Origin of the sequence: Sphingomonas panacis (assembly GCF_001717955.1) — a bacterium.
In the GTDB taxonomy this organism is placed as follows: Bacteria; Pseudomonadota; Alphaproteobacteria; order Sphingomonadales; family Sphingomonadaceae; genus Sphingomonas; species Sphingomonas panacis.
In genome coordinates, this window is record NZ_CP014168.1 from 4,287,909 (window position 1) to 4,305,254 (window position 17,346).

Consider the following 17,346-nt stretch of genomic DNA (forward strand, 5'->3'; position numbering starts at 1 on the left):
AGTCCCGCCAGATTGTCGGGAATTTCCAAGGGGGCGAGAATGGTTCGGATGGGGTCTCGGTTTCGTAGTGTGCTCCTGACTGCTGTGGCGATCGGAACCTTGGCACCGACCGCCACAGCATTTGCGCAAGCGCAGCGCCGCGTCGAATACCAGATTGATGCCGGGGACTTGGGTGACGCCCTCAAGGCCGTGAGCCGCCAATCCGGCAAGGAAATCATTTTCACCTCCGAGGCAATACTGGGACGGACGGCGCCCGCGCTTCACGGAGCCTATAATGCAGATGAGGCCGTCCGGGCGTTGCTGCGCGGCTCCAATCTCGTCGCGCAGTTCCGCAAGGATGTCATAATCATTCGGGGGCGATCCGAGCCGTCGGGGGATCTAGCCGATCGCTCGGCGGTACCGACTGATATCGTGGTGACGGGATCACGCATCCGCGGGGGCGAGCCGGTTTCGCCGGTCGTGGTCGCCACGCGGAGCCAGATCGAAAAGCAGGGCATGAGCGATCTGGGTACATTCGCACGCAGCTTGGTTCAAAACTATTCAGGCGGTCAAAATCCAAGCATCCCAGGCGGCGGACAGGGGACTTCCGAAAACGTCAGCTCATCCTCGACTTTGAATTTCCGAGGGATAGGACCTGATGCAACGCTCACCCTCTTCAATGGCCATCGCGTGGCTTATGATGCGATGAGTCAAGGCGTAGACATTTCCGCGATCCCTCTCGCGGCCTTGGATCGCGTGGAAATCGTCACGGACGGCTCGTCTGCTCTCTATGGTTCAGACGCAGTAGGCGGGGTGGCCAATGTCATATTCCGCAAAGATTATGATGGCGCAACCGTATCCGCACGGCTCGGCGGCTCGACAGATGGCGGCGACATTGAGCAACAATATAACATCGTGACCGGTAAGCGATGGTCCGGCGGCGGCCTCATGGTCGCTTACGATTTCCGACACGTAACCCCCATTACGGCCAGACAACGCTCGTACACGCAAAGCAACGATCCGTCAGAAACGCTACAAAGCGGTGAACGGCAGCACAGCCTGGTCGGCGTCGGGCATCAAAGGATTACGGAGCAACTATCATTCGAGTTCGACGGACAGTTCAACGACCGATCCAGCCGGCTCTGCGTCAATTACACCGAGACCGACGGCTGCCATGGAACAGGCGCCGACATACACATCCATACGCGTTCCTGGACAGCTTCGCCGAGCTTGAAGCTTGCCCTCCCGAACAAATGGGATGTCAGGCTTGGCTCCGTCGTTGGCGAGAGCCGAGCTGAGCAACTCGCGGACGTCGCGCTGGGGGGATCGCCGTATCTGGCGCAAAGGGGCATCTACACCAATCGCGTGCAATCCATAGAGGCAAGCGCGGAGGGCCCGCTCTTCAGCTTGCCCGGAGGCAGCGCCCGTCTTGCTTTGGGAGGCGGCGTCCGAAAATCAAAGTTCATCCTCTATATTGCGTCGCTGGAGAACGGAAACGCTGTCCCCGTGCAGCATTTGGTGAACGACAGAACCACCGGCTACGGTTACGGCGAGATATCTCTTCCGGTCATATCGCAGAGGAACAATGTACCTTTTGTAAGTCGTTTGAGTTTCACGGCGGCGCTACGCTATGAGAACGTAGGACATGTCGGTGAGGTTGCTACACCCAAATTCGGCGTGATCTATGCTCCAATCCGCGACATCGCATTTAAGTTTAGTTGGGGTAAGTCTTTCAAAGCGCCTACGCAATATCAGTCCAGCCGCCCCAGGAGCGGCTATTCTCAGATCGGCGAGACAGCCTATTTTCCTCCCAGCCCCGCGCCGGGCACCGTGCTCTACGTGTCCGGAGGCAATCCCGATCTGAAGCCCGAGCGCGCAACAAGCTGGACGGCCACGGTATCTCTGACCCCTTCAATCGCCGACAAACTGCGAATTGATGCAAGCTATTTCCGAATTGACTATCGGTCGCGCGCCGTGTCACCGATCCCACAAAACTCGCTGGCATTCGATCCGATCTACAGCGCCTATGTAACGCAGAATCCCAGCAGAGAGCAGGTCATATCTGCGCTTGCCGGAATAACCACACTCTTCGATCAAGGCGGTGGTGATCCGAGGACCGCGAACGTCGTCGCGATCGTCACCAATTATTTGCAAAATGCAGCTATTCAAAAGATCGATGGCGTCGATCTCACGATGGATTATAGCTTGCCGGCCGGGCCGCGGGACCGCGTCAATTTGCACGCTTCAGCGAGCTATCTCGAGAGCGAGCAGCAGCTAAGCGCCACTCAACCGATCGTACAACTCGCGGGAATCTTGTATCGGCCCCCTCACTGGCGGGGGTCCACCTCGATCGAGTGGCAGCACTCCAGTCTGTCAGTGACCGGGGTCCTGTCCTACATTGGCGGCTCGCTCGACAATCGAGTGCCCCCTCATGTGCGGGTCGGCTCCTATAAATCGCTTGATCTGATCGCTCAATATGAGACTGGCGCCACTTTAGGGCCGTTCTCGAATATAAGCATCTCAGTTTCGGCGTTGAACATATTTAATGAAAAGCCGGCGTTCATCCGCACCACGAGCGAGGGTGGGTACCATTACGATGCTAGCAACTATCCGATTACAGGCAGATTCCTTAGCCTCACGATTGCCAAGAGCTTCTAATGCGACTTTTCCGTGTGTTGGACGCCGCGTCGCTAGGCGGCTTGCGCCTCGCGATCTACAGCGGCTTATTCTGGAGCAACGTCGCGCCGAGCTCAACGATTGTGCCGACCCAGTCGAAAGTTGGCGTAACTGCTGACGATCTCGTCCGCCTATCGGATCTTGGCCCCTCCTCTCCCGCTCCGGGCGAGCATGTTATAGGCCTGTCCCCCGATAAGCGATTTGCAGCGGTACAGGTGAGGACAGCAGATCCTTCAATCAACCGATACCGAATTCGTATCGACGTTATAGACCTCAGCTCTCGCGATGCCCCGAGGACAATAGACGAAGGCGGTGATGTGGCGCTGCAATATGTTAGTGGGATTGGGGGAAGAACAGTAAGCACGGGGTACGCGGCCGCAACCCCACTCATCTGGTCGCCGGATGGATCTTGGGTCTATTTCCTCAAAAGGTTCGGAACGACCGCACAGGTATGGCGCGCCGCGTTAGGCGGCGGTCGTAGTGTGGCCGTCACTCACGACGCAGAGGGGGTGGACGATTTTATCATTTCCAAATATGGCGACCAGCTGACCTACACATCACGCCGATTGGACGCCGATCTCCAAGCCAGTCTTCGAGCGGAGTATTTGAGGGGGTTCAAATACGACACACGCTTTGTCCCGCTCTTCGATGACAGGCCGCAGCAGTCAGTCACGAAGCCGACCACGAGAGTGATTGACCTCCGAACCGATCTCGCTCGGGACGCAACAATAATTGAAGCTGCGTCTTTCGACAGGCAAGTCCAGATCGTCCGCAAGGGGTTCGCAGTTACATCCCGAACGGGTGAGACCGCCCTTATATCTGAATCCGATCACGGCACTAGAAGGGTTGCTGTCAGGCTGGCGAACGGCCTGGAGCAAATTTGCAGCTCATTGGAATGCTCGGGTCCAACGGCCGTCTGGTGGACCAAGGACGGAAATCGCGTGCGGTTCATTCGGCGGGAGGGTTGGGGCAACGACGAGACAGCCATTTATGAGTGGCAACCGGGCGCCGCACATCCAAAGCGCCTATATGTTACACAAGATTTGCTTATCGACTGTCAGCCGGTGGACGATCGGCTGGTTTGCGCCCGTGAGCGATCGGCGGACCCACGGCATATCATTGTTCTGGATCCCAGGAGCGGCAAAGCCAGGACTATCTATGATCCAAATGAGGAATTTCGCCGGCGATCCCTGGGCAAAATCGAGCGTCTGCACTGGCGCAACGAATTTGGAACCGAAACTTTCGGCGATCTCGTATATCCCGTTGGATATGTGCGCGGGCATGCCTATCCATTAGTGGTTGTCCAGTACATCTCGCGTGGCTTTCTCCGAGGAGGCGTTGGCGATGAGTTTCCCATTCAGGCTTTCGCGAACAGAGGCTACGCGGTCCTAAGTGTTCAACGCCCAGATAGAAACCTTCTCCCAAGCGCGTCCATCACGGAAAAGGCACAGGACGATCGATCAAAAGCGAAGCTTGCCGACCGAAGAGACGTACTGTCATCGATTGAAACTGGCGTTCAGAGCCTTATCGACCGAGGCATCGCGGATCCTCGTCAGATCGGCATCACCGGTCTGAGCGATGGATCGTCCACAGTCCAATTCGCACTCGTTAACAGCTCGATGTTTAAGGCCGCCTCAGTCAGTGGGTGCTGCTGGGACCCGTATCAGGATGCGATCGTCGGACCGGGGGCTGCCGAGGCATACCACCAGAGCGGTTGGCCAGAACTGATCAACTACAACTCCGTCTTCTGGTCGCACATATCCCTTGTAGAAAATGCGCGCAGAATTGCGGCTCCTATATTGATACAGCAATCCGACGATGAGTTCAGGGGCGCAATTGCTAGCTATACGGCTCTCAAACAGGCCAAGCGCGCGGTCGCGCTCTTCGTTTTTCCGAACGAACATCACGTAAAATGGCAACCGGCTCACAAGCTGGCAGCCTACGAACGAAATCTTCGTTGGTTCGACTTTTGGCTGAGAGGAATTGGCGACGGACGCGAGTGGCAGTCAGACAATTAGCTACTGCTGGCTTTCGCTAGGCGGCTCAGGGGAGCGTTTCACGAATTCCATCGTTTCCGATGCCAGGTATGTCACGTGACATTGAGCCTGGACCTTGGCGCATTCCGCGCCAATGACGTATCCACGCCTCCGCGTCGACCAACATCAACAACCGTGCAATATCACCCGCTCTTGACTTGACGCTCGGACCAAAGGCCGCTTCGATTGCACGTCTGTCAACAATCCTCTCTTCTGCGAGAAAGCCATTCATCAGTCTATCTTTCATCTCTTCTCGAAAGTTAGAAAAGATTTGGAAGCTGAATCCTTGCGGACCACCTTTGGTCCTCCGATTTACTACAACGTCAGGGAGAGCCGAGCGGAAGGCCTTCCGGGCCACGGATCGGTCAAAGCCTTGCTCGCATTGCAACCAAGCGGGGATCTGAAGGCAAGTCTCCAACAAAGGCTGAGAGGTCAGAGGATGAAATATCGGGATACCATCACGTTCGCGATAGGCATCTAGCGAGTGATACATGCGGATGAGCATCGCGATGTGGGCGGACTTTGCAGGCAGCTTGTATCTTCCTGCTTGTTCAAGCCAGGGATGGGAAATCGGATTTGAAGCCAATGCCTCTATGACTGGATCAGTTAAAAACTCGAGCTCGGGCTTCCAAACGTATCCGTTGGGGTATCCATGACAAGCCCGGACACCGTGGAAGATGACGTTGGCGCCGTTCGCGCCCGTCATTAACGATATATCGCTAATGGTCTTCAGCAGCCCGAGCGACCATCCTTTCGATAGGAAACGATCGGCCAACGGGCGCGCCGAATGGCTCATATAGAAAACGTTGTCCCCGCCGTTTCCCGTGAAGATTGCTTGGGCATCGATCTGCTTCGCGGCGCGTAGGATCGCCCTGTCATATGCTCGAAGGTCCGGGCGTCCGAATGGCTTCGCGAGATGGCGGACTGACGAAGAGTCTAGATCAACGTCTTCGAGGGCATAACTCTCTTCGAAAAGGGTGCAGCCCAGATGTGACGTGAGGGCGCGCGAATGCGAACGCTCATCCCCAAGCGGATCATCGGTAGCCAGCGTCACGCAGGCGTAGTCATTACCACATGATCGAAGACAGGCGGCTACGATCGAAGAGTCCAGACCCCCGGAAACGCCTAGGAGGGCCCGCCCCGCGACTTTGGACCATCCGCTTACGCAGAGCTGCGTCGATCGGCGGAGCTTCTCAGCATGCTCTTCCGCGGAGCTATCCAACTGCTCGACGACGAACTCCCAGGGATTCCAACGTGTGTCCGTCGAAATCTCGGTCTCAAGAACCCGCAAAGCGGTTCCCGGGAGAATCTGCCCTACTCCTTCGAGTGCCGTCCGCTCCTCAGGAAAGCCGCCAAGTGCGAGCGCTCTGGCCAATTGCGCGCGGTCGAGTTCAGGTTCCCTACCGGTTGGCGCGAAAAGCATGGAAGGGTCGGTGGCTAGTACGAGGTCGTCACGTGATACGGAGTAATAGCAGGGTAGCGCACCGGACGGATCCCGGAGCACCAGCAATTGCCGGCGCGTTCGAATGACGGCAACGTAGCGCCCCCAGAAGCGATCAACTAAATGTTGACCCTGCGTCCTCTCGATCGCCTCGGCGTCATTAGCCTCGAGTCGAAAAACGGGCTCAGATGGCCCATAACGGTGAAAAAGTGTCCCAACGATGAATCCCGCACCGCCTGGAAGAACGATAACAGCCGTCGGGTCATTTACCGCCAACAATGAATGCTCCGCGATGCGGTACCATCGTAGCGGCGAAGGAGGTCCCCCGCCGAAGGATCGAGCAGGTTGCGCATCACGGCTCAATCTCGCCAAAAAAGCTATGGTCACCGCAGCACCAGAATTGGTGAGTAGTTATTGATTTGCCCGAACGTGTCGTTCAAAACGGTGCCTTCATATTGCACCCAGGCATGCGCGGAGAACGGTTCTGACCTTACCCCGATAACTAGATTTGCAGTCACGCCGCGCGCACGAAGAACCGAAAACATTGCTAGAGACCGCGTCAAACAGCGATTTGACCGGCCAAGGATCAGAGCTGCCCTTTCGAATGCGGACACCCACAGGTCGACCTCGGTTTTCCTCTCATGCTCATCGCGACCTATGACCCGTCTGGAAATTGCGGAGCGTGCAAACACCGAATGCAACGGGAACAGCCGTATCCTCAGTGAAGTACGCAACTCAGAATATACGGCGACCAGAAGTGGCCACAACCTGTGGGGAACCTCATTGCGGCTATAGGCATCGCCAGCTGGAGCCTCAATTTCCAAAACCTTGAAGCTCAGGTCGGAATCCGCCGCCTCCAACAGATACCCTGCGTCGATCAGTGATGACAATGCCGCCTCAGCCCCGGCGACTGTCTCACCATTCCGGGCCACAAGTTGCCGGAACGTCACAGTACTGGTCGAGGGCAAGGCAAAATACCGGTTTCTGGACAGGTCAAGAAAGATAACGTTCCGGCCTGCGATGCAGTGGTAGAGTCCCTCTTTTAATCGATAGCGCATTGGCAGCCCCTCTGTGGATGACGCGCGCCAGTGACGGCGCGCGCCACCGACTCAGTCGTCTTCCAGGCCGATCCCATTGGGCTGCCGCTGGAGGAAGCTGTCGTCGCCACTGTTCGCGCCGCCCTTCGTCTCGGCGACCACCGAGCCAAGGTCGATCAGCTTGTCGACGTTGCGATCCTCATTACGTTCCATGACAATTCTCCTCTTCAACAACCGCGAAAATCGCGGCGGGTCAAAGGTAGCTCGGGTGGACCAGCGCATGGGGCGAATATATCGCGACAGATTGACCCGATATTCCCCCATGGACGCTGTTGCTGTCGGACTGCCGTTTTCTCCCGATAACTTCTGGCCACAAGTGGCTGAAATACCGAAGGTTCTAGATTTGCCGTTCACTGCGGATAACCTGGAGCTGACGATCGATTTTCCTCACGTGGTAGGCTTCGACCCGCCGTCGCGTTGCTTTACGGAAACTCTCGACTTCCATGCTGGTGAATATTGCCAGCTCCTTCGCCGAGTAGATCGGCGCCGTCGCCTCTGCGATCCGGCTGTAGTGAAGACGATCATTAAGCCTTCGGACGTCCAAAGTTGCTTCGCGGTTTCCCGTCGCCTCGGCCATTGCTAAAAAGATCTCATTCGTCCGGATTGCGATGCCAACTGCTGATGTTTCCTGATCAAAGACCGCGTAGGGCTGCAGGGCCTGACGAAGCGTAGATTCCTTGACCGTCGCTAGGACTGTAATCAACAACTGCATGTGCCAATAAAGAAGCTCGACGAGTTCTTTGGGAGCGAGAATTGGAACGAGAAATCCGCCATCCGCGTGATGGGTAAGAAGCCCCTCGCCCACCATAGTAAACGCAGCCTCTCGCACCGGTGTCTTGCTCGACCGATGCCGGGTCGCGAGTTCCTGAATATCAATCTTCTTCCCCGGCACGAAAAGACCGGCGAGGTAATCGGCCTTCAGCCCCCCGTAGACACGCTCATGAAGAGGAGGATCCATCGCCGACATCATAGATTGGTGGCTTCTGAAACATTCGCAGTCGGCCACGCCGGCGTCAGGGCTTGCGTTAGATGATCGAGATTGCGTCGAGCAATCAGCTCGATACACATCCGCTCGAGGTCGCTGAGATCGCCCATCGCCAGTTGGCGGGGAAAGCACATCTTCTGGCCAGCGAAGAGCAGAGGGATGAGGATATGACCCGTAGAGAGGCCCAGGCGGTAGGCGCAGGCGAGATGATCGTCCAACCGTGAACGAGGATTGCCGCCTTCGATCTCGCGAAGCCAGCGAACACCCATACCAAGCTCACGCGCCAGATCGCGTTGCGTCAGGCGCCTCTTCTTCCGTGCCTCTTCAATTTGTCGCCCCGACTGCACTTTGACGTACAGAATTGGACTTTCGGCAACGGAAGTCGCTAAACAGTGCGACATGTCCGCGTCTCCTTACGGGAGATACCGCCCGCCAAGGCAATTCCGTAAGTCGAGTGCTAAGGTGTACTTACCACCAGATCAAGATACAACCTCGGCCAACTTGTCGTAAGTTACCCAGCAAAATCATTAACCTCACCGGCGGCCGGTGTTCGCGCTCCAGACTGCAAAGCGCGATCAAAGGCGCTCATCAAGTCTGATCTGCCTGCTTTGGGAATCTGGATCAGCGCCAGCAGATAAATGTTACCGAGATTGGGTTGGCGTCCGCCAGGCCATGTCTCCTGAACCCTTTCGGTGATACTGGTGGCGATATCCCATAGCCGAATTGACGCTCCGACGTGGTGTTCTTCAGCGCCTCCGAGACATTCAGGTTCGTGCACCTTCAACTGCTCTATGATCTCGCTGGTCGGCAGTGTGCTGAGATGCTCGATCCCAACGTGAAGGGTGGTGCCCCAGGCGATCAGCGAACGCGTCACGCGAATTAGATGGCAATGTGAGTCGATGAGAACGTCGAGGCCCGCCGGCGAAAGCCGGAGCTTGAAGCTGCGTCTAGCTCGGCCCATCACTCCTTCTCCTGCCTGAACTACTGATTGCTAGACCCGTCCGCGAATTCGAACGGGCGCATTCCCACGACCAATGGAGGCAAAAGCGGCATTATAGTGCCGCTTCTGCCTATACCTGCTCTTTTCAACGCTTGCCGGGATCATCTGGCTACCTTCGCTCAAAAGATGCTTTGTTTCGCCGCTTCGGCACTTCAGTGCCCTCCCTATTGCGGTCAACATTCGTGATCGTCATGCATTGGGACACACCGGATCAACGGCCACCACGGACTTAGTCCAGGCCTTCTGTCCGGCCCATTCAAACCCCAAGCCTGAGCGCCACGCGGCGCCACGAGGAGATGTGTGCCATGGACTTTCCATGCTCGTTGCCCACGCTTGCCGGAGCGCTCCTGCTCTGCGCGGGCGCCGTGCCGGCCAACGCTCAGAGCTATGATCCAGACGCTGAGGCTTACCCCTGCGCTCGCCACGCCCAGCTCGCGATCGTGCAGAACGATCTCGGCTTTTCAATCCGCGAGAAGGCGTCCTCGCCCACGGCTCCAGCCGCCGCGACCGCAATCAAGATCGGCAACTCGCTCACCCTCGACCGCCGACTTTTCGCACCCACCTCCCTCGTTCGCCCGGAGCCCGCCCATGTCACGCAACGCTAAGCTGGTCGCGGCAGCGCTCCTCTTCGCAACGGCGCCGGCCTACGCCCAGGACAACAGCGGCGAGCCGCTCACGATCGCAGCGGAGGAGGCTCAGCGCCAGTTACACCAGACCTTCACGAACTTGACGTTCGAGGACTTCGGTCCGGCGCCTGTCAAAGGCCCAATATATCAGGCAATCGCGGGCGGACGAGTCATCTATTACGCCCCCGAAAGCCAGCATCTCCTCTTTGCCGCGGTCTACGACAAGAACGGCGTCAATCTGACGGCGCTTGCCCAGGACGCGAGCGCGAGGAAACGCCTGGGCGCCGTCAATCCTGCCGAGGCGCTGGTGATTGGCCCTCCGGGCGCCCCAAAGGTAATCGAGTTCACCGATCCCGATTGCCCTTATTGCCAGGCGCTCGAACGGTTCTGGCTGGCGAAGGAGGCAGAGGGCAAGCCGGTCCAGCGCCTCGTATATTTCGTGAGCGGCATTCATCCGCAGGCAGCCGCCAAGGCTGAGCACATTCTCTGCTCTCCTGATCCGCAGGCGACGTTCAAGGCGATCTATGCCGGCGCACAGCCCGCATCGCTGCGCACATGTCGGGCGGGCGCCGAGAAGGTGGCGCGCGACGCGGAGACGGTCCGCAAGATGGGCGTGTCGGGCACGCCGACGCTCTTTGTGGATGGGAAGCTCGTGTCGGGCTTCCAGCAGGCCGAGCTCGAAGCCTTTATCGACGCGCAGAGCCGTAAGGCCAAGCCCAGCCCTTAAGAGGCGTCCGAGACGATTTTTGGCGGACCGCGTGAGCGCTCTAACGCGCCGCCGGGACCGGAATGCCGGCGGGAGCGCGCCTCCAGGGGCCGTCCAGCGCGATCGCCGGCCGGACTCGACCACCGATCGGTACCGGCAAGCATGATCCGGACGGCTCCGACGACAAGGAGACTGATTATGTTGACTTCGCTTCGGGGAAGGACGTTCCGCACGATCGACGCGGCAGTCCTTTTCCTCCTGGCCGCGATCGCTGGCACGAGCGTCGCCTACGCCTTCCAGGCGCCGGCCGCTGGCGACCTTGGTTACGACATCTACGACATCGTCGTGAACCAGGGCGTCAAGGGACCGCTCGGCTTCGTGGGCGGCGTCGCCGCCTTCCTGTTCGGCGTTTCGCGGCTCTTCTCGAACATCATGATCGGCATCCCGACGATCGTGGCGGCGGTCTGCCTCATCAAGGCGGATTCGATTCTCCGGACCTTCGGCATGGTGATCTGAGACCGGGACCGGGCGCGCCGGCTGGGTCGGCCGCCCTCACGAGACGGAAGGCGATGGGCGCCTTCCGGACCCCACGTTCAACAACGTGGTGAAGCAAGGGAGAAGGGCGTGGACGAACGTCTGCCGCAGTTCCTGCATAAGCCGACCCAGATCCTCTGGTTCGACAGCCAGGAGTTCATCGTCGTGATGTCCACGATCTTCGTCGCGGTCATCGTCGGCGGGATCATCGGCTGGCTGCTCATCGGCGCCCTTCTTCTCTTCATTCCCTGGAAGCGGACCAAGCCGCGTGGGTTCATCCCGCATCTGGCCTGGCGCTGGGGCCTCGCCCGCTTCCGCCACTATCCGGGTCCGACCCAGACCCGCTTCTTCGAGTAGGCGCGATGGCAAACCCCTTCAGGCGCAAGCCCCAGGCCGACATGATCGGCGATATGCGGCCGAGCTGGCACCTGCACCGCTACCTGCAGGGATCGGCCAATCTCTTCGAGGAGAATCGGCTGCTCAAGGTGGCGATCGCGGGCCTCTTCGGCATCACCGCGGTACTCGGAACGGTCATCTACACCTCGCACCAGAATACGCGCACCGTGATCGTGCCGTTCGGCGCGGACGGCGACCTCTATGTGACGGGCAACAAGCCGTCTGAGACCTATCTGCGCGCGATCACCTTCAACATCGTCGGCCTTGCGGGCACCTATTCCGCCTACTCAGCCGATCGGCAGTTCCAGGAACTGCTGCGCATCGCGCACCCCAGCGCCTATAACGGGCTGCGCGACAGCCTGAACCGCCTGCTCGATGAGCTCGGCAACAATCCGACGCTCTCGATCGCGACTTACATCCGCGGAGATCAGCCCGTCACCTGGACGGGGAGCGAGATACTCGTTCCCGTCGAGAAGGTGCGCGTGATCGGCGGCGTCATCCGCAAATTCCGTGGCAATCTGCGCATTCGCTACGCGCTCGAGAACGGCCGCTTCTGGCTGACCGCCCTCCAGGAGGAGAATTTCAGTGCCGATGTCCGGTAATCGGGCGAGGCTTGCCTGCCTCGCCGGGGCGCTCATCGCGTCCGTTCCCGCCGCTCCGCCCTCCTTGGCTCAGGCCATCACGGCGTTGCCCGACCAGACGAGCCGCATCCGGCTCTCCAACCGCGACGTCAATCACGTCGTCTGCGTCGGCGGTGACATCGAGGACGTCAAATTCTCGGCCGAGAAGGGCCTCGCGGTCGAACGCGGTGGCGCCGACGCCTGGATCAAGTTCCTCGTGCTCGAAACCGAGGATCCCAACGTTGCGGGCGGAGCCGGCAAGACGCGCACCTATGTGACGACGCCTTCGGAATTCTTCGTGTCGTGCAATGGCGCGATCTACCCGCTCTACGCCGAGCCCGCCGACATTCCGGCGCAGACCGTGACGCTGGCGCCCGGTGGCGCACAGCGCGCCCACGCCAATGACGCTTTGCTCGGGCCGCTGGTCGAGGAAGAGCGGGCTGTCGGGATCGCGCTCGCGATCCTGCAGGATCGGGTACCCGCGTCCTTCTCCGAAGTGGCGCCCTCGCGCGATCGGCTTGTGCTTGCCGACCTCCCTACCGCGTCGCTGTCGGAACGGCGGCGTCTCGAAGTCGAGGGTGCCGGCCTCTCTGTCAGCGAATATCTCGTCCGGGCGAGCGTTGCCATCACGCTCGATGAGCGCGACTTCCTCGATAGCGCGCTCGGCGCCGACATCTTTGCCATCACGATCGATCGCCTCACACTGGGTCCGAACGAGACCGCCCGGCTGATCGTCGTCCGCCGGAGCGTGCAGTCATGACGACACCAGAAGACAGCCCGCAAGTCTCTCCGACCGCAGCGCCGGGAGTCGGCGCGGACGATGCCACGATCGACACAACGGCCCGGCCCGCTTTGCTCGATATGCGCGCGCAATGGTCGAAGCTGACCTCGGATCAGAAGCTGCGCGCCAAGCAGCTGGGCGTGGTCTCCACGATCGCGCTGCTCGGCCTCGGCCTCTACACCGCCAGCTCGAGCGGAAAGAAGGAGGCGCCCAAGGCGCCCCAAGCCAGCAATCTCGACATGGGCGCGGGGCTTCGCGGTGACAGCCTCGAGGTGAAGCTGCGCGGGGATCTCCAGAAGATCCTCGACGGGCAGACCCTGCTGGGGGACCGCGTCACCGCGATCGAGGAAGGCAAGGTCGTTCCCGGCGGCGGCGCTGGCTCCCACACGCCCGCCGCGGGCGACGGGGGTGATCTCCCGCCCGCGATCCCGGGCGAGGCGCCCGCCTATCCGCCGGCTCCGCGCGAGGCGAAGGGCGCGGCGGACGAAATTCCAGCGCCGCCGACCCCGCCTTCCGCGCCCCCGGCACCGCCTGCTCCGCCCACGGAGCGCCAGATCGGCGCGATCGGTGCCGCGACCGCAGCCCAGGTTGCGGAGGGAGGCGCGAGCAGCGGGGCTGCATCAAAAAAAGGGAAGCGGACGATCTATTTGCCGCCTGGTTTCATGAAGGCGCGGCTGCTGACCGGCATCGACGCGCTGGCGAGCCGGGACGCGACCAGTAATCCCGAACCGATCATCGCCAGGGTCCAGGCACCCGCCGTGCTTCCCAACGAGGTCAAGGCCAATCTCGCCGGCTGCTTCGTCATCGGCAATGCGACCGGAAGCCTCGCCAAGGAGCGGGTCGAGATCCAGCTGGTGTCGATTTCCTGCGTGGATTTCGAGAGCCATGCCGTGGTCGACCAGGCGATCAAGGGCTTCTTCGTCGATGCTGACGGCAAGAAGGGGCTTTCCGGCAAGGTCGTGACCCGGGCCGGGGCGACGCTTGCCCGCTCGTTCATCGCGGGCACGATCGCCGGCATCTCGCAGAGCGTGGAAGGATCGTTCGGGAGCCTTTCAACCTCGGCGCTCGGCAGCGTGCGCAGCCTCGATGCCGGCGACGCGGTCAAGACCGGCATTGCCGGCGGCCTCTCCAAATCGTCGGACAAGCTCACCGATTTCTACCTCGATCTCGCCCGCCAGGCCGGACCGGTCGTCGAAGTCGGCGCCGCCAAGGATGTCGTGGTCGTCATCCAGGAGGGCCTCGCCCTCGAGATCAAGCCGTCGGTCGGGAGCAAATTCTGATGCGCCCGACGCCCCGCCCCAAAGGAGGTCCCGCCATGCAGCCGGTGTCCCGTCCGTCTCTCCACCGCTCGCTACTCTCGCTGGGCCTGCTTGCAGCACTCAGCGGCTGCGCGGCCGTAGGTTCGATGATGTCGCCCTATTCCGAAAAGTTCGACTGTAAGAATAGCGACCACGGCCAGTGCATTCATCCCGACCGGGCCTATGAGGACGCGGTTGCCGGCGTTGCGTCGAAGTCGGACCCCAGGGTCACCAATGATCGCGCCATGCTTCGTGACCAAGCCCCCGACAAGGAGAAGGCCAAGGGCAGATCCGGCAACAATGCCGCGAGCACCGCTTATGGCAGCTACCGCGACAGTGTCTATCAGGAGCTCAAGGGCCTAATTGAGGCGCCGGTGACGCCGATGCTGAAGCCGGCGCGCACGGTACGCACGCTGATCCTGCCCTATGCCGATCGGCAGCGGCCCGATCGCCTCTACATGCCGCGCTACGTCTATTCGGTGATCGACAAGCCCGTCTGGGTGGTCGGCGGCGCGTTCGTCGCCGCGCCCGATCGCGCCTCGCAGGCCCCGATCCTCGGCCAAGTCCGTGACTCCACGGCACCCGACGGCGAGCCCCCGTCGGCGCCGGAGAGCGTAACGGTTCCTGCTCCCCCGGCAATCATCCCGCCTGCCCCGGAGCAGAAGCCATGAGCGGGCTCAGCTACGCGCGGCTGCGCAGCGCGGTCCGGCGAGACAGCTTCTCGGATCACTTGCCGCTCGTCGCCTGGGACGGGGAGACGGAGGCGTTCCTGTGCATCGACGACACCTGGGGTCACGCCTGGGAGTTGGTGCCGTCCGCCTATATGTTCGCGCATGTTCAGGGCGCGCTGCAGGGCCTGCTCAACGTCCATTTCCCTGATGGGACGGTCCTGCAGCTTCACACCTTTGCCGACCCGCTGATCGATGACGCGCTCGACGCTTTCCTCGATCTCAAGACCCGCGACGATCCGCTGATTCAGGCTTCGGCGCGCCATACCCACGCTTATCTGAGCGAAGGCCGTCATGGCCTGAAGGCCCTGCACGGCATTCCGGTCCGCAACTTTCGGACGCTGCTGTCGATCAAGACGAGACGTCCGCTGGGCGAGGATCTGCGCCGGCAGGTCGAGGAGCAATTGTCCAAGCTCGGCATCCGCCGGCTTCCGCCAGAAGAGATGGTCGCCTTCTATCGCCGCATCTTCAACGGTGTGGCAAACCCGGCGCCCGGCGTGTTTGCCGACGGCACCACCGTCGGCGCGCCTCCAATCGCGAAACAGATCATCGATGCGGGGCCCGATCTCGTGTTCGAGGGCGCGGAGGTGTTTCTCGGCAACCAGGTCGCGCGCTGCCTGACGCCCAAGGCGCCGGCGCGGCGGATTACAGCCGAGCGGGCCAATCGCTTCATGGGCGGCATGCGCGGCGCGTCCGAGGACAGCGACCAGATCGGCGGGCCGTTTCTCTACACGCTCAACATCCTGTTCGATCATTCGCAGTTCGAGATCCACAAGCGCGCACAGATACTGTCGGCGCAAAAAGCCGCGGGCAGTTTCGCGGTCGAGGTCGGCAAACAGATCGAAGAGATCGGCTGGATCCTCGACGAAGCGGGCAACAGCAAGTTCGTTCGTGTCATCCCGACGATCTGGGTGTTCGGACGCGACCGTGCGCATGCCCGCGACCTGGCCGCACGGGCCAAGCGGCTATGGGAGGGCGAGCCCCTGCCCTTCTCGATGCAGGAGGAGAGCTATCTCAATCCCACCCTGCTGGTGATGAGCCTGCCCTTCGGGCTCTACCCCGACCGCACGACATTACGCCTGCTCGAGCGCGACTTCCGTATGCCGGTCAAGGCCGCGGTGCTGATGGCGCCAATCCAGACGGATTTCCGCGGCGGTGGACGCCCGGCGCTGCTTTATGCCGGACGCAAGGGCCAGCTCGTCACGCTCGACGTATTCGATCCCCGCATCAACAATTACAATTTCATCGTCTCGGCCGAGAGTGGTGCTGGCAAGAGCTTCCTGCTTAATAACCTCTGCCAGCAATATTATGCCCAAGGCTCGCTGATCCGGATCATCGACATCGGCGGCAGCTACAGGAAGCTCTGCACGCTCTGCTCGGGCCGCTATATCGACATCGGCGAAGAGCATCTCGTCCTCAATCCGTTCGACATGGGCCTGGCGCTCGATGGCGACGACAAGCAGTCGGCGATCACTATGGCGGTGGCGATCGTCGCCGAGATGGCGAATGCGTCCACCCGCAAGGGCGTCACCACCTCGGAATGGAATCTGCTGAAGTCCGCGGTCCAGTGGACGATCGACACCGGCCGTGCCGACCATGGCATCGATGCCGTGCGCGAATGGCTCGGCACCTATCCGTCGCAGGTGGAGACCGCGCTCGACAGCGTGGACCATCTCGTACCCGTATCGCGCGAGCTCGCCTTCAACCTGCGCGACTTCGGGTCGGGAGGCGCCTACGGCCATTACTTCAACGGCCCCTCGACGCTCGACATCCGCCACGACGAGTTCGTCGTGCTCGAACTCGAGCGCCTGAAGGCAATGCCCGACCTGTTCAACGTCATCGTCATGGTGGTGGTGAACGCGGTCACGCAGGAACTTTATCTCTCGGCGCGCGACAAGCCCCGCTTCGTGCTCTGCGACGAAGCCGCGCAGTTCATGACGAGGACCGACGGACAGGACCTCTCGCGTCTCGCCGAGGCCTTCGGCCAGGGCTACCGGCGCGCCCGCAAATATCGCGGCTCGTTCGGCATCGTGCTGCAGTCGATGAACGACCTCACGCTGTTCGGCGGCACAGGCCAGGTCATCCTCGAAAATGCCGCGACCCGCTTCCTGCTGCAGGGCTCGACCTACGACCGCGCCGTCGACAACAAGATCCTCGATTATTCGGGCTTCGTTCTCGATCTGTTGAAGTCGGTCCGCAATTCCAAGCCCAACTATAGTGAGGTCTTCATCGACTCGCCGCTGGGCCTCGGTATTGCCCGGCTGGTCGTCGATCCCTTTTCCTACTGGATCAACACCTCGGCACCCGATGAGGTGGCGGCCTTCGAAGCGCTCATGCGCCAGGGTCTCTCGCCGCTCGAAGCGATCTGCCGGCTCGCTGGCGTCGACCCGTCCGAGATCCTGGGCGCACCGGCTGCGCCCGGTCTGGTGGGAGCGTGATCGCC

The 17,346-nt window shown here is 60.7% G+C and carries 17 protein-coding genes; 11 read left to right on the forward strand and 6 right to left on the reverse strand.

The window, feature by feature from the left end; all coding sequences use genetic code 11:
- The first annotated feature begins 99 nt into the window (after nucleotides 1-99).
- The gene (locus tag J0A91_RS19790) at nucleotides 100-2,637 is read left to right on the forward strand and encodes a TonB-dependent receptor (RefSeq protein ID WP_169833181.1); all 2,538 of its coding nucleotides are present in this window, start codon (nucleotides 100-102) and stop codon (nucleotides 2,635-2,637) included.
- Nucleotides 2,637-4,673, forward strand: a complete 2,037-nt coding sequence (locus J0A91_RS19795) for an Atxe2 family lasso peptide isopeptidase (protein ID WP_083224803.1) — start codon at nucleotides 2,637-2,639, stop codon at nucleotides 4,671-4,673. Before J0A91_RS19790 ends, J0A91_RS19795 begins: the two co-directional genes overlap by 1 nt.
- 25 nt (nucleotides 4,674-4,698) lie before the next feature.
- On the opposite strand, the gene J0A91_RS19800 is transcribed toward J0A91_RS19795, so the two are convergent.
- From J0A91_RS19800 to J0A91_RS19825, 6 genes are all read right to left on the reverse strand, one after another.
- On the reverse strand, nucleotides 4,699-6,408 hold the full coding sequence (locus tag J0A91_RS19800) for an asparagine synthase-related protein (RefSeq protein WP_169833182.1): 1,710 nt from the start codon (nucleotides 6,406-6,408) through the stop codon (nucleotides 4,699-4,701).
- 107 nt (nucleotides 6,409-6,515) lie between these two features.
- Nucleotides 6,516-7,190, reverse strand: coding sequence for a lasso peptide biosynthesis B2 protein (locus tag J0A91_RS19805; protein ID WP_083224804.1), 675 nt, complete (start codon nucleotides 7,188-7,190; stop codon nucleotides 6,516-6,518).
- A gap of 51 nt (nucleotides 7,191-7,241) precedes the next feature.
- Nucleotides 7,242-7,382: a benenodin family lasso peptide gene (locus J0A91_RS19810; protein WP_169833183.1), complete on the reverse strand. Its 141-nt coding sequence runs from the start codon at nucleotides 7,380-7,382 to the stop codon at nucleotides 7,242-7,244.
- Nucleotides 7,383-7,566: 184 nt separating this feature from the next.
- Nucleotides 7,567-8,187: a GntR family transcriptional regulator gene (locus J0A91_RS19815; RefSeq protein ID WP_169833184.1), complete on the reverse strand. Its 621-nt coding sequence runs from the start codon at nucleotides 8,185-8,187 to the stop codon at nucleotides 7,567-7,569.
- Nucleotides 8,188-8,195: 8 nt separating this feature from the next.
- Nucleotides 8,196-8,615 carry a helix-turn-helix domain-containing protein gene (locus J0A91_RS19820; RefSeq protein WP_206364934.1) on the reverse strand — a complete coding sequence of 140 codons (420 nt, stop codon included), beginning with the start codon at nucleotides 8,613-8,615 and terminating at the stop codon, nucleotides 8,196-8,198.
- 110 nt (nucleotides 8,616-8,725) lie between these two features.
- Complete coding sequence (locus J0A91_RS19825) at nucleotides 8,726-9,178, reverse strand: hypothetical protein (RefSeq protein WP_150126998.1); 453 nt, start codon at nucleotides 9,176-9,178, stop codon at nucleotides 8,726-8,728.
- A gap of 341 nt (nucleotides 9,179-9,519) precedes the next feature.
- Here J0A91_RS19825 and J0A91_RS19830 point away from each other — a divergent pair, with 341 nt between their 5' ends.
- The 9 genes from J0A91_RS19830 to J0A91_RS19870 all read left to right on the forward strand — a co-directional run bounded on the left by J0A91_RS19830 (nucleotide 9,520) and on the right by J0A91_RS19870 (nucleotide 17,341).
- Entirely contained in the window at nucleotides 9,520-9,819 is a 300-nt protein-coding gene (locus tag J0A91_RS19830; RefSeq protein WP_069206342.1) for a hypothetical protein, read from the forward strand.
- Entirely contained in the window at nucleotides 9,803-10,567 is a 765-nt protein-coding gene (locus J0A91_RS19835) for a DsbC family protein (protein ID WP_069206343.1), read from the forward strand. Before J0A91_RS19830 ends, J0A91_RS19835 begins: the two co-directional genes overlap by 17 nt.
- A gap of 177 nt (nucleotides 10,568-10,744) precedes the next feature.
- Nucleotides 10,745-11,062: a hypothetical protein gene (locus J0A91_RS19840; RefSeq protein WP_069206344.1), complete on the forward strand. Its 318-nt coding sequence runs from the start codon at nucleotides 10,745-10,747 to the stop codon at nucleotides 11,060-11,062.
- 108 nt (nucleotides 11,063-11,170) lie between these two features.
- Nucleotides 11,171-11,437 (forward strand): type IV conjugative transfer system protein TraL, encoded by a 267-nt coding sequence (locus tag J0A91_RS19845; RefSeq protein WP_017500137.1) that lies wholly within the window; start codon nucleotides 11,171-11,173, stop codon nucleotides 11,435-11,437.
- 41 nt (nucleotides 11,438-11,478) lie between these two features.
- Nucleotides 11,479-12,078: a TraE/TraK family type IV conjugative transfer system protein gene (locus J0A91_RS19850; RefSeq protein WP_206365067.1), complete on the forward strand. Its 600-nt coding sequence runs from the start codon at nucleotides 11,479-11,481 to the stop codon at nucleotides 12,076-12,078.
- On the forward strand, nucleotides 12,068-12,856 hold the full coding sequence (locus J0A91_RS19855; RefSeq protein ID WP_069206346.1) for a type-F conjugative transfer system secretin TraK: 789 nt from the start codon (nucleotides 12,068-12,070) through the stop codon (nucleotides 12,854-12,856). The genes J0A91_RS19850 and J0A91_RS19855 overlap by 11 nt, the downstream gene beginning before the upstream one ends.
- On the forward strand, nucleotides 12,853-14,157 hold the full coding sequence (locus tag J0A91_RS19860; protein ID WP_069206347.1) for a TraB/VirB10 family protein: 1,305 nt from the start codon (nucleotides 12,853-12,855) through the stop codon (nucleotides 14,155-14,157). Before J0A91_RS19855 ends, J0A91_RS19860 begins: the two co-directional genes overlap by 4 nt.
- Nucleotides 14,158-14,192: 35 nt before the next feature.
- Complete coding sequence (locus J0A91_RS19865) at nucleotides 14,193-14,846, forward strand: TraV family lipoprotein (RefSeq protein WP_069206348.1); 654 nt, start codon at nucleotides 14,193-14,195, stop codon at nucleotides 14,844-14,846.
- Nucleotides 14,843-17,341 carry a TraC family protein gene (locus tag J0A91_RS19870; protein ID WP_069206349.1) on the forward strand — a complete coding sequence of 833 codons (2,499 nt, stop codon included), beginning with the start codon at nucleotides 14,843-14,845 and terminating at the stop codon, nucleotides 17,339-17,341. The genes J0A91_RS19865 and J0A91_RS19870 overlap by 4 nt, the downstream gene beginning before the upstream one ends.
- The last annotated feature ends 5 nt before the right edge of the window (nucleotides 17,342-17,346 follow it).